The sequence below is a fragment of the Pedobacter sp. MC2016-05 genome (genome assembly GCF_026239735.1).
GTDB lineage: Bacteria > Bacteroidota > Bacteroidia > Sphingobacteriales > Sphingobacteriaceae > Pedobacter.
On record NZ_JAPIVT010000003.1, the window covers coordinates 299,815 to 315,046 of the forward strand.

The window sequence follows — 15,232 nt, forward strand, 5'->3', positions numbered from 1 at the left end:
AACTATTTTGAAATTTTTAAACGAGAGATTATTTTTCCGGATTTATCATCAGGAGTTTGCATGTAAAACAAGTCATACAGCTGACCACTTGCCCAGGTATCCACCATATTATCATAAAATTTACTGCCCGGATTTCCAGATTGACCGCCTGGGTAAACACCATGACCTTTTGGCGTTTTACCTAGTTCAATCACCATCCTCCATGATGGTCCGTTGGTTTCACTGATGGCATTAATGGTGCTTTTTGCTCCACCAATTTGGAGAATTTTAGAGCCGAAACCTGGAATTTTCGCAAGGTGTGGTACATTCGTTTGCTTTACATTGCTCCATCGCCAATCTTTATTTATCGGGCCAAAACGGCGTTCTAAACTATCGCAACTGTATTTGAAAGCTTCGTTTACCAAATCAGGAAGTGTTTCTTTTTGCTTGGTGTTGATGTTGTCATACCACTTGGCATTTGGTTCTTTCAAGATCATTTCCACGGTACGGTCTCTCGAAGGATAACGCATCGGAATGCCTTTCACTACAAATTCATCATTCCAGATATTGAAAGCTAAACGCTTGGTCCAGATTTCAAAAACGCTGGCTGCAATTTCATCCGCATCGTAACGTTTGCTCCACTTGTTTATATAGCTCAAGGCTTCTTTTTGTGTCGCATTTAAACTTTCTGGGTTTAACAACGGTACGACTGCCGGCAGAACGTTTTGAGCCAAAATGCTGTAGTTATCGGTTTGCATTAGCCTAATGCTGTCCATCGTTGCTTTGCTCATGGCACCTAAGCGATCATTAATTCTCTTTCCTCTTTCGTAGGGCGCAAATTCCCAATTGATGTAATAAGGGTAAGTTGGGTCGGTTGAGGATTGATTTGCCGAACTTACGAAGCCACGTGGTGGGTTTTTGACTGTTGGGTTTTGAGCCGCTGGAATCCATCCCTGCCAATCATAAGCCGGATCGGTTCCATTTAAAATAAACTTACCTTGTTCTTTCCATTTTAGTGGAAATTTTCCATTTGGTGTAATGGCGATATCGTTATCTATACTGGCGAACACAAAATTTTGAGCTGGTGCGGTATAAAATGTGAGTGCCTTGCGGTAATCGTTATAGTTACTTCCTCGATTCAGATAATAAAAAGTCATTAACTCGTTTGACCGATCGTGTGCAATCCATCTCAATGCATCTCCAACGGGCACGTTATCGGCTCTGCCATATTTAGGTTTTTGAAAGTAAACTACAGGACCATGGTGCGTATAGTAAACCGTATCGATTTCATCTTTGCTTCCACGGATTTTGATGTTTTCTAAACGCCTGGTTGTTTTGTTCCATTTGTTATTGTACCAATATTCATTGTGAGATGAATCCTTGAATTTAATCTGATAGAAATCCAGCACATCGGCAGCAACATTGGTTACGCCCCAGGCAATTTTTTGGTTAAAACCTATAATTACTCCTGGTGCACCAGGTAAAGAAACGCCATAGGTATTTACCCCAGGTGCATGTAGCTGAATCTGGTACCAGATAGATGGAAGCGTTAAATCCAAGTGTGGATCATTGGCTAGAATTGGATATCCAGAAGCCGTTTTCGAGCCAGAAAGTGCCCAATTGTTACTTCCAATACCTTCAATTTTTTCTTTTGTTTTTACATCGCCCGTGGTGGCATCGCTAAAGCTTTGAGGCGTTTTTGGAGTTGTTAAAGGGGTGAAATCCCACTTGCTACCCACGGGAATGATTGGGTCTTCTTTAAAAGGATAATCAGGAAAAAGATCTTTAGTGACTTCAGGTCCAAATTTTTTCAGAATGTTAGTCATGTAAAACTCGTCGGAACCCATTGCCAAAACGGCCGACATTTGTTTCAATAACAGGGCGCACTTAATAGGCGTCCAGTTTTCAGGTTTAAAATCCAGTAACTTATATTCCAGCGGGTAATTAGAATGAGAAAGCGTTTTGATATAAGCATTGATGCCTTCGGTATATGCTAAAATCATTTCTTTGGCTTTTGGGTCGGCCATCATTCCTTTTAGCGAATGTTCAGCGCCATAAACCATGCCCATTCTACGTTGGTAACGATCAACTTCAATTGCTTTTTCTCCAACCACTTCACTAATTCTTCCTGCGGCAAAACGCGTTTGAAAATCCATTTGCCAAAGGCGATGCATGGCTGTTACGTAACCTTGTGCCAAATAAAGATCGTGATCGTTTTGGGCGAAAATATGAGGGATCATTCTGTCATCAAAAACGATTTCGATTTTATCAATTGCGCCTTTAATTTTTGCTTTATGATTAAAAATAAAATGATTGTTTTCAGCATTTTGCCAAAACCCCATAAAAGGGTTCAGAAATTTCAGCAGCGGCGGATTTTGGCCAATTTTCGTATTAAATAAAAAGGCGAGTGTTATGGGAATTATTACACAGAATAGAGCTTTAATTTTATTCATAAATAATGGTTAGCTGAAAACTATCAGGTGACTAAGATAAAGTAAAATGGTGATTTTAATTGAATGAAAATACAACAAACTGATTATCAATCCAAATTATAAAATGAATCGAAATTATTATGCAAACATAATTTGTTTAATTCAAAAAAAGCATTTAAGTTTATCCTAACTAATAATACAACTAACCAAATTTTAATCATTTATGAGTAGGAACTTTACACAAATCTTATATGTGTTATTCTTTGTATTTGCAATAAATATTGCGGCAAAGGCACAGAACATCACGGTTAGTGGAACCGTTAAAGATAAGGAATCAAAACAAGGCCTCGCTGGAGTAAGTGTAACCATAAAAGGTCAAACTGGTGGTACTGCATCATCTGGTGATGGAAGTTTTTCTTTCAGTACATCTGCCAAAGTGCCATTTACTTTAGTGGCATCTTATGTAGGCTATGGCACAGTAGAGCGTCAGGTAACTGGCAACACTGCTGGAATTAACATCGAATTGGAAGGCGCTGTAGTTTTAGGAGGTGACGTGGTGGTTTCTGCATCGAGAACTCCGGAACGTATATTAGAATCGCCTGTTTCTATAGAGCGAATGAGCGCTGCTTCAATTAGAGAAATTGCTGCACCATCTTTTTATGATGCCTTGAACAACATGAAAGGTGTAGAAAGTAGCATGCAAAGCTTAACCTTTAAATCCATTAATACACGTGGTTTCAACTCAAATGGTAATACCCGTTTCAATCAATACATCGATGGAATGGATAACCAGGCGCCAGGTTTGAACTTTTCAGTTGGTAATATTGTGGGTATTACGGAACTTGATGTAGATAATGTAGAACTTTTACCAGGAGCTTCATCCGCTTTATATGGTGCTGGCGGTATTAATGGTACTCTACTAATGACTTCTAAAGATCCATTCAAATATCAGGGTGCTAGTTTTCAATACAAAACAGGCATTAACCACGTAAATGATGATAACAACAGCGTACAGCCTTTTAACCAATTGGATGTTCGTTTAGCAAAATCATGGAACAATAAGTTTGGGGTTAAAGCGGCTTTCTCGTTTTTACAGGCGAAAGATTGGATGGGTACCAACTATTCGAACTTTGATCGCAATGCAAGAACGTTCAAATCTGGAGACCGCAATAGCGACAACAACTACGATGGAATAAATGTTTATGGCGATGAGGTGAGTCAGAACATGCGTAATGTAGCTTTAAGCGTTCAAAATGCAACGATATCAGGAATCAATGCTGGTTCTGGTGGTGCTATTCCAAATATTAAAGCTTTGATGGATGGTGCTTTTGGGGCAGCTATTCCTAATGCGGCACAACAGGCAGGTTTTCTGGCTGGTTTGCCAGCTGGCTTACGTCCGGCGGTACAAAATTATCTTCCATTTTATGTGGGCTTAAAAGCAAACTTAATTCCAGATCAAAATGTATCGAGGACAGGTTACAATGAGCGTGATTTGGTTGATTATGATACCAAATCGTTGAAAGCTTCCGGTGCGGTGTATTACAACATCACCAATACCATTCAAGCAGTTGCACAGGCAAACTGGGGCACAGGAACTTCGGTTTATACAGGTTCCGATCGTTACTCTTTGCGAAACTTCAATATTGGTCAGTACAAATTAGAGGTTAAAGGGCAAGATTTCTCTATTAAAGGGTACACCACCCAAGAGCGTTCAGGCGATTCATACATTTCGTCTATTTTAGGAAGTTATATTAATGAAGTATCTAAAGCATCAACCACTTGGTTTCCACAATATATTGGAAATTACGTAGGTGCAAGAGCCGCCGGACAAAGTGATGCTGCTGCCCATGTAACTGCAAGAGGTGTAGCTAACCAGGGTAGATTTGAGCCAGGTAGCCCGCAGTTTGAAACCGCTAAACAAAATATTATGAACACCAACATTAGCACCACTAATTTCGGTTCGGGTGTTTACGGTGCTAAGTTTGACGACAAATCGAATTTATACCACTACGAAGGAATGTACAATTTTACCAATGCCTTTAACAATGTGGTAGAGTTTCAAGTGGGTGCTTCATATCGTTTGTACGATTTAAATTCGGCAGGAACAATCTTTAACGATTTAACCAGTTCTATCGACATTAATGAATATGGCGCTTTCGCTCAAATAGGTAAAAAACTATTTAATGATAAAGTGAAATTTACTTTTGCCGGTCGTTATGATAAAAGCATGAATTTCGAAGGCCGTTTTACCCCACGTATTACCGGGGTTTTCACCGTAGCTAAAAACAATAACATCAGGGCTTCTTACCAAACTGGTTATCGCAATCCAACCACTCAAAATCAATACATCGATTTATCAGTTGGAGGTGGATCGCAACGTTTAATTGGTGGTTTGCCTGAAGTTATGTTCGGTAAATACAATTTGAATACTAATAAAGCATTTACCGATGTGAGTTACCGTGCTTTCTTGGCATCAGCCGCAACAGGCACGCCAAACCCTGCTTTATTGCAGCAATATACCTTTGATGCGAGAGGTGTTCGTCCGGAAAGTGTGCAGTCTTATGAGTTAGGTTACAAAGGATTAATCTTGCCGAACCTATTGATTGATGCTTATGGTTATTATAATATTTACAAAGATTTTATTACCGCTGTAGATGTTTACCAGAACGTGGGCAATTTAGCCAGTCCAACTTTTGTTAAGTTTGGAGTTCCGGTAAATGCTGAAGGAGAAGTAACCTCTTATGGTGCGGCGTTAGGGTTAGATTATTTAGTGGGTAACTACAATTTTAGTGGAAACGTTTCATACAATCAAATTGGCGATCTTCCGGTAAATTATATTAACGATTTTAATACACCAAAAGTTCGCTTCAACCTGGGCTTTGGAAACAAAGAAATTATTAAAAACGTAGGCTTTAACTTGTCTTACCGTTGGCAAGATAAATTTTATTGGAACTCTTCATTTGCCTCAGGCGATGTGCCAGCTTATAGCTCTTTAGATGCGCAGGTGAGTTACAAAATACCATCAGTAAAATCGTCTATCAAATTGGGAGGTTCTAACGTGATGAACAAATATTACATTACATCTTATGGTAACCCAGCAGCGGGTGCTATATATTATTTGGCATTCTCTTTCAATCCATAGGGATTAAAAATGTTCGCGTTCGTGAAGCCCCCGGATATTAATATTCGGGGCTTTTTATTTATTATTTAATACCCCCCTTTTATAAAATATTTGTATTATAGTACTTTCTTAAGCACATCCCAGTTTAAGAGCTATTAAATTAAATTTTTGAATAAATAAGGATGGAAGAGAATAACGACAAAATAAACGAGGTAAGTGATCTGATCGATAAGGAACAAGAAATACAGCATCTAAATAACCCAGTTGATATATCTGTTAAGCCTATTGTTAAACAATATCTTGGCACAGTAAAGAAAGTTAAGAAAGAAGGTAACCGTTTTTATTTTTCAGATGGTGATGCTAAAGTAGAGATTCGGGTAGTGAGCGATGAAATTATTCGCGTTCGCCTGGCGCCACATGGTGTATTTTTGGATGATTTTTCTTATGCAGTGCCTGAAGTAGATCAAAAAGTTTCTGTATTTAAAATGCAGGAGCACGAAGATCATTACACCGTATCAACCCATTCGGTTACCTGTAAAATAGAAAAAGCCAATTTTCATGTTTCATTTCATGATAACATTACGAACTTGGTGATGGTTGATGAGGCGAATTCTATGCACTGGGAAGAAAACACCGATTTTGGAGGCTACTATATTTATGCCACGAAAAAATGCCATCCCGAAGAAAACTTCTTTGGCTTAGGTGATAAATCGGGTAATTTCAATTTACGTGGTCGCCGTTTCGAAAACTGGAACACCGATGCTTATTCTTTCGGCTGGAACCAGGATCCACTTTACAGAACAATACCTTTTTACATCGGGCTTCATAATCAGGCTGCGTACGGAATCTTCTTTGATAACACCTTCAAATCGTATTTCGATTTTGGTGGCGAAGATGTTTCTAAAACGAGTTTTTGGGCAGATGGGGGAGAATTGCAATACTATTACATACATGGTCCACATATCATGGATGTGGTTAAACGTTATGCAAGTTTAACGGGTACGCATCCTATGCCTCCAAAATGGACTTTAGGTTACCAACAGTGCCGCTGGAGTTATTACCCTGAGACTAAGGTTAAAGAAATAGCGAAACAATTTAGAGACCGTAAAATCCCATGTGATGCCATTTATTTGGATATCGATTATATGGATGGTTATCGTTGTTTCACCTGGAATAAAAAATATTTCCCAGATCCACGCAGAATGATCAAAGAACTGTCTGATGATGGTTTTAAAACTGTAGTAATGATCGACCCGGGAATTAAGGTGGATGATGATTATTGGGTTTTCAAAGAAGGAAAGGACAATAAATATTTCTGCCGCCGAAGCGATGATTATTTTATGGAAGGCCATGTTTGGCCGGGCCGTTGCCAGTTTCCTGATTTTACAAATCCTAAAGTGCGGAAATGGTGGGGCAAATTATATGAAGAATTAGTTGATATGGGTGTTGCGGGTTTCTGGAACGATATGAACGAACCTGCAGTTTTTGGTTCAGGCACTTTTCCTAACGATGTTCGCCACAATTACGACGGTTACCGTGGCTCGCACCGCAAGGCACACAATGTTTATGGCATGCAAATGGTGCGTTCAACCTACGAAGGTTTGAAAAAGCTGATGCGCAATAAACGTCCTTTTACCATCACCCGAGCTGGTTATTCAGGTATGCAACGCTATGCCAGCGTGTGGACAGGTGATAACATTGCCACTTGGGAACATTTAAAAATTGGTAACATTCAATGCCAACGGTTATCAGTTTCAGGCGTTCCTTTTTGCGGAACCGATATTGGCGGTTTTAGTGGGGAGCCTGATGGCGAATTATTCACCCGCTGGATTCAGTTGGGTACTTTTTCTCCTTTTATGAGAGCACACTCTGCAGGTGATACCGCAGAACGTGAACCTTGGAGCTTTGGCGAATTCTTCGAAGATATCAATAGAAAATTTATTGAGTTGAGGTATCGTTTAATGCCTTACCTGTACTCCGTTTTCTGGGAGCATCACCGTTACGGATTTCCGATTTTGCGTCCATTAGTGATGCTTGAGCAAGAAAATATCAGCAACAGTTTCCGCCAGGATGAATTTTGTTATGGAGATAAATTATTGATTTGTCCTGTTTTAGAGCAGGGGGCAATTTCAAGGAAAGTATATCTTCCAAAAGGAACCTGGTACAATTTCTGGACAAATGAAGTGTTAGACGGTGGCAACGAATACACGGTGGAGGCGAAGATTGATAGCATGCCAATGTTTGTAAGAGCAGGTTCGGTTATTCCAGAGTATCCGGTGATGCAGTATGTGGATGAGAAATCAATCACAGAAGTAACTTTAAATATTTACCAAAGCGATTACGAAGTGAACTCATACATGTATGAAGATCACGGCGATACTTTTGCCTTTGAGCAAGATATTTACTTGGAAAAAAAGTTTACTGTTAAAGCAGATAACCAACTTTTGAAAGTTAATCAACGGATAGAAGGCTTGTATACACCTAATTATGAGTTTTATGCTTGTAATGTAATGGGCGTTAAATTTAAGGTGAAAAAAATTATAGTGGATAATAAAGAGGTAACTGATTTTTATACTGATGATAAAAATGTTCTTCACTTTAAGTGCCTTAAAACATTTGCCGAAATACAGATTCTAAGTCTTTAAATCTTTTAGCCCCAAATGCTGTTTAGTTTTTGGGGCTAATGATTATTTGGGAGTTTTTAACTCCGATCTCACATCTAAATACGTCTAGCCAAAAAGATTATGTCAAAAACAAAGAAAGTTTCAGATACAAAAGCAGCTTTAACAAAAATCGACACCAGTAAATCAGTTTGGGTACACAGTTTGTTTACCGATTATGATATTGATCTTTTCTTGGTCGGAAAGCATTTTAGGTTGTATGAAAAAATGGGTTCTCATCTTGTTGTTCTGGAGAAAACCGCTGGAACTTATTTTGCCGTTTGGGCGCCTAATGCTACAAGAGTAAGTGTTGTTGGAGATTTTAATGATTGGAATAATACGGGTCATCCATTAAGTAAACGGTGGGATAAATCGGGCATTTGGGAAGGTTTTCTTCCTGGCTTGGCAAAAGGCGATGTATATAAATATTTTGTTAAAGGATTTGATGAATCTGAACATTTAAAAGGCGATCCTTATGCCCGTAAATGGGAACATCCGCCCCAAACGGCATCTATTGTGTGGGATACCGATTATACCTGGAAAGATAAATCATGGCTGGCAAAGAGGCCAAAGCTTAATGCACTCGATCAGCCTATCTCGGTTTATGAATTGCATTTAGGCTCTTGGGAACGCGATCCGGGCAATCCTGAAAGGGTGTTAACAGCCAGGGAGGTTGCGGGCCGATTGGTTCCATATATTAAGGAAATGGGTTTTACCCATGTAGAGTTAATGCCGGTTATGGAGTTTCCATTCTTTCCAAGTTGGGGATATCAAATAACGGGCTACTTTGGTGCAAGCTCCCGTTACGGAACACCTGAAGATTTGATGCACCTTATTGATGCACTTCACAAAGCGAATATCGCGGTCATTTTAGATTGGGTTCCATCGCACTTTCCTGGAGATAGACATGGCCTTTATGAATTCGACGGAACGCATTTATATGAGCATGCCGATATGCGTAAGGGGTTTCATCCCGATTGGAAATCTTATATTTTTAATTACGACAGGCCCGAAGTGCGCTCATTTTTAATCAGTAACGCGATATTTTGGCTGGATCAGTATCATGCCGACGGATTGCGTGTTGACGCGGTGGCATCGATGTTGTATTTTAACTTCTCTCGTGAGGAGGGTGATGCCGCAACAAATGATCAGGGCGGCCCTGAAAACTTCGGCGCAATTAAATTTCTTCAAGATCTTAATGTGGCTGTATATGGTGATTTTGAAGGGGTTCAAACCATTGCCGAAGAAAGTAGCACATATCCTGGCGTTACCCATCCGGTTCATGCGGGTGGTTTAGGTTTCGGTATGAAATGGATGATGGGCTGGATGAATGATACCTTAAAATATTTCAAGGTTGATACGCTGGGTAGAAAGCACCACCATAATCAATTAAGTTTTAGCATGACTTATGCTTTTACCGAAAACTTCATGCTTCCTTTTTCGCATGATGAAGTGGTTCATGGTAAATCGCCTATGCTTTATAAGATGCCTGGAGATGATTGGCAGAAATTCGCCAATTTAAGGGCACTTTACGGCTACATGTTTACCCATCCTGGAGCAAAGTTGCTTTTTATGGGCAATGAGTTTGCAGATACCAATGAATGGAACTTTACTAAATCATTAGATTGGCATTTGCTTCAATATGCACCACATAAAGGGATGCAAGAAACTGTTAAGGCATTAAATTTTCTGTATCGGAAAGAGCCTGCCTTATATCATTTTAATTTTAGTTATGAAGGTTTTCAATGGTTGGATGCCGATAATGCAAGCGAATCGGTTTTTGCATTTATGAGGAAGGGACCAAAGGCGAAAGATACTTTAATAATTGCCTTGAATTTTACCCCTGTAGTAAGGGAAAACTATCGTATCGGTGTGCCTTTTAAAACCAAATGGCAGGAAATATTTAACTCTGACGATATCATCTATTACGGAAGTGGCATCAATAATAGGGGAGATATTGTGCCTAACGCTGTTGGCTATAATCATCAAGAGTATTCGATTGATATTACGCTACCACCGTTGGCTGTTACCATTTTTAAAAGTAAATAGGAGCATCTAAAGCTTTAGATGAAGAAAACGTCTAAATAAGAAAAGCCTTTCATTGCTGAAAAGCTTTCTTAATCCTTGGAGTGGAAGCTTCCAAGGAGGGTGCAAAGATACGATAAGAGCTGATAGTTACAAGTTTATTTCTATAAATAAATATTATAGTTTAAACTTGATGCCGCAGTTGAAGGTTCTACCTTCTGTATGGGTCCAGATGTCGTCGAACGTAGGGTTTAGGTGCGATCCGTTAACTACACTTTTATATCTGCTTTGCCTGGTGTCGGTAAAATTTTCGGCGTTTATAAAAATTGAAAACTTTCCAAAAATCTTTTCGGCCATAAAACCAAACTCCCAAAAAGCGTTGGTTTGCTGGTTATTGTATAAGTATTGTTTATCGGTAAAATAACCTTCTAAACCCATTTTAAAGTTTCCTTCCTTTTCATAAAGTAAAGCCAGGTTAAGTTTATTTTTTGGTAGCAATCTAATATTCTGGATTACGGGTAGATAATCGGCCTTTGCATCGGTAAATGTATAACCGGCAAAAAGTTTAAAATATTCATGGAAAATTATTTTCGCATTGGTTTCAAACCCTAAACTTGTAACAGGTGCTTTGGTATTATCGAAAAAGAAACTGCCGTTTGCTTGTTGAAGTAAAATGGTGGAGTTATTAATTCGGGTATAAAAAAACATTTGATTGAAGCTAATTAGCCAATCGTCACCTATGCTTGTTCTATAATTTACATCGGCTGTCCCACCGTAACTTCTTTCTGCTTTTACATTATTTAGTGCTTGCAGGTTTTGGTATTGGAAAGTTTCTGTTTGCTCTGTAAAAAGGGTAGGCGTTTTATAGCCTAATCCACCCCCAATTCTCGAGCTCCAATGATCATCAAATTTATATAGTGCAGACACACGGGGTAAAATGAAGTTCTCATCTTCACTATAATTGGCGTTAAAGTAGTTAACGAAATCGGCTCGTAAACCGCTTTCCAACTTAAACTTATCCGAAATATCCCAGGTATGTTGTGCATAAACGCCAGCTGTTCTGGTTGTGAAATCCTTTTTAAAAAGCGTTTGGTCTTGCTCATTAAATTTATCATAAACCACATTACCGCCAAAAATTAAACTTTGATCTTTCAAAGTTCTTAAATAACTAATGTCAGTGTACGAGTTATAGTTCACCCCATTAAAATTATAATCGGGAATGGCTATTCCACGTTTAAAATAATTGAAACTAGTTTTTACTTTTAGCAAATCTTTTTCTGCAGTTTGATAGCTGAAATCTAGTGTGGTGGTGTTTCGGATGGTATTATTAGCCTCAAAGTAACGGTGATTCGCATCAACTCCATCGTTTACTACAAAAATGTCCCCTCCAGTTCTTTCACTCTTTGTAAACGCATTGCCAATAACAATGGTGGTTTTATCGCTTGGATAAATAAACAGCTTAGGGTGAATGGTGAAATCACTGGTTTTTGGCAGCTCGGTAAAATCGTCTCTGTCTACATCGTATGCCTTTTGAAAATTACTAAGTGCAAGTAGGCTGTAGCCAATTTTTTTGCTTCTCTGCATGGTAAAAGCTCCAATATTGGTTTGCCCAACGTTCGATTGGTTAAGGATGAAATTGAGATCGGCCTTTTCTCTCGGAGACCGTGATATAAAATTGACCACACCTGCAATTGCACCAGCACCAAAAAGGGTAGAAGATGGACCTTTGATAATTTCAACCTGGGCTAGATCCAGCGGCGGAATTTCTAAGATGCTCAATCCGCTGGCAAAATTTCCAAAACTGGCGTAACCATCTTTTAAAAGTTGGGTGTACCTCCCATCCAAACCCTGGATCCTAATACTGGCGTTTGCACTTGTTGCTGAAGTTTGTTGTACTGCAATACCGGTGCTTTCATGCAAAATCATGGACACATTTGCGGGGCGCATGTTGCTTTTCTCGTCTATTTCTTCCAGTTCAATGGTTTCTACTCTAGTAGGCGTATTTTGGATAGTTCTGCTTGTTCTGGTAGAAGATACAATCACCTCTTCGAGTTCCTCGTCAGCTTCTTCCATTAAAATTTCCAATGGTTGATCTTGATTATTAGGGAATAGAAGTGCTAATTGTTGTTCTTGAAAACCGACATTTCTGATAATCAGTGTTTGCTTTCCATTTGGGATATTGTTGAGTACTGCTATGCCATCGGCTGAAGTTTTAGCAACAATAGTGGTGTTTTTTAATAAGATAGTTGCATCACTCAAAGTGCCTTTGGTGTCCTTATTCTTGACTATTATTTTAAATGAATTCTGTGCATAAGCAGCTGTAATGCACAAAACTGTGCAGAACAATAAAATTATTTTTCGCATTGATGTATTTGTAAAATTGAATAAATGGATGTAGTCCTGAATTCAACGGTTACCCGTTAAAGTGATTATTCAACTTTGGCGGTTGCCAGATATTTTGTACGTAGCTGGAAATGAAATTACTGTTGTAAGCGTTTGACTCTTTTTTCGGAATTGATCTTTTCAGTATTTTAGGAATAGAAATCGGAACGTTTGCTATCAAAAGCTGACCACAACAGTTGCAGGTACATAATGGAGAGCAATTATCTTGCTCGGTTATGCCTTTAGATTTTTCTATACTGGCGCTCGATATTTCAGAATGACTAACCATAGCCATAACATCCTCACAATTGATGCAGGATAAACTGATGATTATAAAGCTTAATAAGTAGATTAAGATCTTCATTCCAGGCAAAGGTACAAATCATCTCTAAATACTTCTGGATTTTAATTTGTTTTAAATTTAGTAACAAATAATGCGCTCCATTCAACGAAAAATTTACTCGTTTAGGTTGTATTCCAACCAGTTGTTTGATTCTCTGAGCAGCAAAGAACAATATAGACATCGCTGTGTTATCAGTTTATTAGCCCTACAAAATGCAGTTGTCAACCACGGAAATTCAGGATTGCGAATCAGATCAAATCTTCAAAGTTTGGTTATCCGATGAAGTGGCATTCTCAGATCAGTTAAGAGCAAAAGAAGATGGTGCATTTAAGATGCTCTATGATAAATATGCTTCTGCTATTTACGGCAATATACTCAGAGCTTGTGTCGATCAAGATAAGGCAGCGGTGGTTTTGGAAAATGTTTTTATTGAAGTTTGGTATTCAATCCCGGCTTATGATGAAAACAAGATCAAGCTGTTTACTTGGATAAATCAAATTGCAGCAAAACATATCAATCTTTCAAAAGCTAACTCTTAGTTAAAGCTTATCAAAGCTGTCCAAAATAATAATGTTGAACAAAATTAAATAAACTTCTCAACTCCCCAACTTTTTTGCTTGATCCTCAATCTGTTCTTGTTTATAATCCTAAACGATTATTACAACTATTGTCTGTTGAAAAAAAAATCAATCAGCTATTTGGAATTTGCTGTAAAAGAAAAAGGAGACCTCATCCAAGCGTCTCCTTTTTTTCTAACCAAATATAAACCTGTTATGAGCCAGGCTTTGTCTTAAATCCTATTCGAAACTTAAGTTTCAGTAAGGATGTTTTTATCTTTTTTATTGTGAACAAACATCGTTCCGTTTATTACTCTACAAATATAGTAAAAAAATTCATAGTGTAAAAAATACACTAACAAATTTTTAAATATTTTTTTTGTCATTTTTTATTTACAATTGATTTTTTGAAAGATTGAGGCTTTAAAAACGACTTAAATGCAAATATAAGCTGAAATTATGTTAAGTAATTGTTAAATCGTGATTTTTTAAATTTGTTTAAGCTATCAAATTGTTAATTAAAGGTTAAAAATTAAGGATGAGCGAATTTTTTGGCCTTTTTATAGTGTATTCTTCATTTTTAAACGGAATAATAGGCTAAAAAAAATTTTATTAGCTAAAATTCGGGCAGAATAATTTTAATTTTATTAGTGAAATATTTTTTTATATAGAAAAAGCGGCTAATGTTTGAGACATTGCCGCTTTCCTAATTTTAATATTTATTTAAATTTATTTCAAGCTACCGTAGTATTCCACGAATTTAGCCAGGGCTGATGAATATCCCCATTCGTTATCGTACCAAGAAACAACTTTAACAAAGTTATCATTCAATGAAATACCAGCTTTTGCATCGAAAATAGAAGCATGATCATCGCCAATAAAATCTGATGATACCACTTCGTCTTCAGTATAGGCCAATACACCTTTTAATTCACCTTCAGAAGCTGCTTTCATAGCTGCCTTAATTTGCTCATAAGTTGCTGGTTTTTCTAAACGTGCTGTTAAGTCAACAACGGAAACATCGGCAACAGGAACACGGAATGACATACCGGTAAGTTTTCCTTTTAACTCAGGAAGTACCATACCTACTGCTTTTGCAGCGCCGGTTGATGAAGGGATGATGTTTGAGAAACCACCACGGCCACCTCTCCAGTCTTTAGCAGAAGGACCATCAACAGTTTTTTGCGTTGCGGTAACTGCATGGATCGTGCTCATTAAACCTTCTACAATACCGAAGTTATCATTTAAAACTTTAGCAATTGGCGCTAAACAGTTTGTAGTACATGATGCGTTTGAAACGATAGTTTGATCTGCAGTTAATTTATGGTGGTTAACGCCCATTACATAGGTAGGGATATCAGCATCTTTAGCTGGTGCAGAGAAAACAACTTTTTTAGCACCTGCAGCGATGTGTTTTTCAGCATCTGCACGTGTTAAAAATAGGCCAGTAGATTCAATTACTACTTCAACACCTACAGCATCCCATTTCAAATCAGCTGGATTTCTTTCTGCTGTTACACGGATTGTTTTTCCATTAACAACTAAATTTCCATCAACAACTTCAATTGTTCCGTCAAACTTGCCATGAGTTGAATCATATTTTAACATATAAGCCATGTAATCTGGCTCAATTAAATCGTTAATTGCTACAATATCTAATCCTCTTTTAAGGGCAGCTCTGAAAACCAGTCTGCCGATACGGCCAAAGCCGTTTATTCCAATTTTGCTCATTG

Annotated in this window: 8 protein-coding genes; 4 read left to right on the forward strand and 4 right to left on the reverse strand. The window is 38.1% G+C overall.

Annotation, left to right across the window (positions count from 1 at the left end; translation table 11 throughout):
- Positions 1–2: 2 nt before the first annotated feature.
- The gene (locus tag OQZ33_RS06455) at positions 3–2,432 is read right to left on the reverse strand and encodes a penicillin acylase family protein (RefSeq protein WP_265798232.1); all 2,430 of its coding nucleotides are present in this window, start codon (positions 2,430–2,432) and stop codon (positions 3–5) included.
- Positions 2,433–2,634: 202 nt separating this feature from the next.
- Between OQZ33_RS06455 and OQZ33_RS06460 the strand changes: the two genes are divergently transcribed.
- The 3 genes from OQZ33_RS06460 to glgB all read left to right on the forward strand — a co-directional run bounded on the left by OQZ33_RS06460 (position 2,635) and on the right by glgB (position 10,241).
- Positions 2,635–5,553 (forward strand): TonB-dependent receptor, encoded by a 2,919-nt coding sequence (locus OQZ33_RS06460; RefSeq protein WP_265798233.1) that lies wholly within the window; start codon positions 2,635–2,637, stop codon positions 5,551–5,553.
- A 161-nt stretch (positions 5,554–5,714) separates the two neighbouring features.
- On the forward strand, positions 5,715–8,177 hold the full coding sequence (locus OQZ33_RS06465) for a glycoside hydrolase family 31 protein (protein ID WP_265798234.1): 2,463 nt from the start codon (positions 5,715–5,717) through the stop codon (positions 8,175–8,177).
- A 99-nt stretch (positions 8,178–8,276) separates the two neighbouring features.
- Positions 8,277–10,241, forward strand: a complete 1,965-nt coding sequence (gene glgB, locus OQZ33_RS06470) for a 1,4-alpha-glucan branching protein GlgB (RefSeq protein WP_265798235.1) — start codon at positions 8,277–8,279, stop codon at positions 10,239–10,241.
- Between the two features lie 153 nt (positions 10,242–10,394).
- On the opposite strand, the gene OQZ33_RS06475 is transcribed toward glgB, so the two are convergent.
- On the reverse strand, positions 10,395–12,581 hold the full coding sequence (locus tag OQZ33_RS06475; protein WP_265798236.1) for a TonB-dependent receptor: 2,187 nt from the start codon (positions 12,579–12,581) through the stop codon (positions 10,395–10,397).
- Between the two features lie 49 nt (positions 12,582–12,630).
- Positions 12,631–12,963, reverse strand: a complete 333-nt coding sequence (locus OQZ33_RS24460; RefSeq protein ID WP_416338744.1) for a DUF6660 family protein — start codon at positions 12,961–12,963, stop codon at positions 12,631–12,633.
- 197 nt (positions 12,964–13,160) lie between these two features.
- Between OQZ33_RS24460 and OQZ33_RS06480 the strand changes: the two genes are divergently transcribed.
- Positions 13,161–13,481, forward strand: a complete 321-nt coding sequence (locus OQZ33_RS06480; protein ID WP_265798237.1) for a hypothetical protein — start codon at positions 13,161–13,163, stop codon at positions 13,479–13,481.
- A gap of 747 nt (positions 13,482–14,228) precedes the next feature.
- Here OQZ33_RS06480 and gap read toward each other — a convergent pair.
- Positions 14,229–15,230 carry a type I glyceraldehyde-3-phosphate dehydrogenase gene (gene gap, locus OQZ33_RS06485; protein ID WP_056851723.1) on the reverse strand — a complete coding sequence of 334 codons (1,002 nt, stop codon included), beginning with the start codon at positions 15,228–15,230 and terminating at the stop codon, positions 14,229–14,231.
- Positions 15,231–15,232: the final 2 nt, after the last annotated feature.

Excerpts from the sequence above, each read along its gene's own strand:
- OQZ33_RS06455 (WP_265798232.1), bottom strand. The coding sequence starts at position 2,432 with ATGAATAAAATTAAAGCTCTATTCTGTGTAATAATTCCCATAACACTC.
- OQZ33_RS06460 (WP_265798233.1), top strand. The coding sequence starts at position 2,635 with ATGAGTAGGAACTTTACACAAATCTTATATGTGTTATTCTTTGTATTT.
- OQZ33_RS06465 (WP_265798234.1), top strand. The coding sequence starts at position 5,715 with ATGGAAGAGAATAACGACAAAATAAACGAGGTAAGTGATCTGATCGAT.
- glgB (WP_265798235.1), top strand. The coding sequence starts at position 8,277 with ATGTCAAAAACAAAGAAAGTTTCAGATACAAAAGCAGCTTTAACAAAA.
- OQZ33_RS06475 (WP_265798236.1), bottom strand. The coding sequence starts at position 12,581 with ATGCGAAAAATAATTTTATTGTTCTGCACAGTTTTGTGCATTACAGCT.
- OQZ33_RS24460 (WP_416338744.1), bottom strand. The coding sequence starts at position 12,963 with ATGAAGATCTTAATCTACTTATTAAGCTTTATAATCATCAGTTTATCC.
- gap (WP_056851723.1), bottom strand. The coding sequence starts at position 15,230 with ATGAGCAAAATTGGAATAAACGGCTTTGGCCGTATCGGCAGACTGGTT.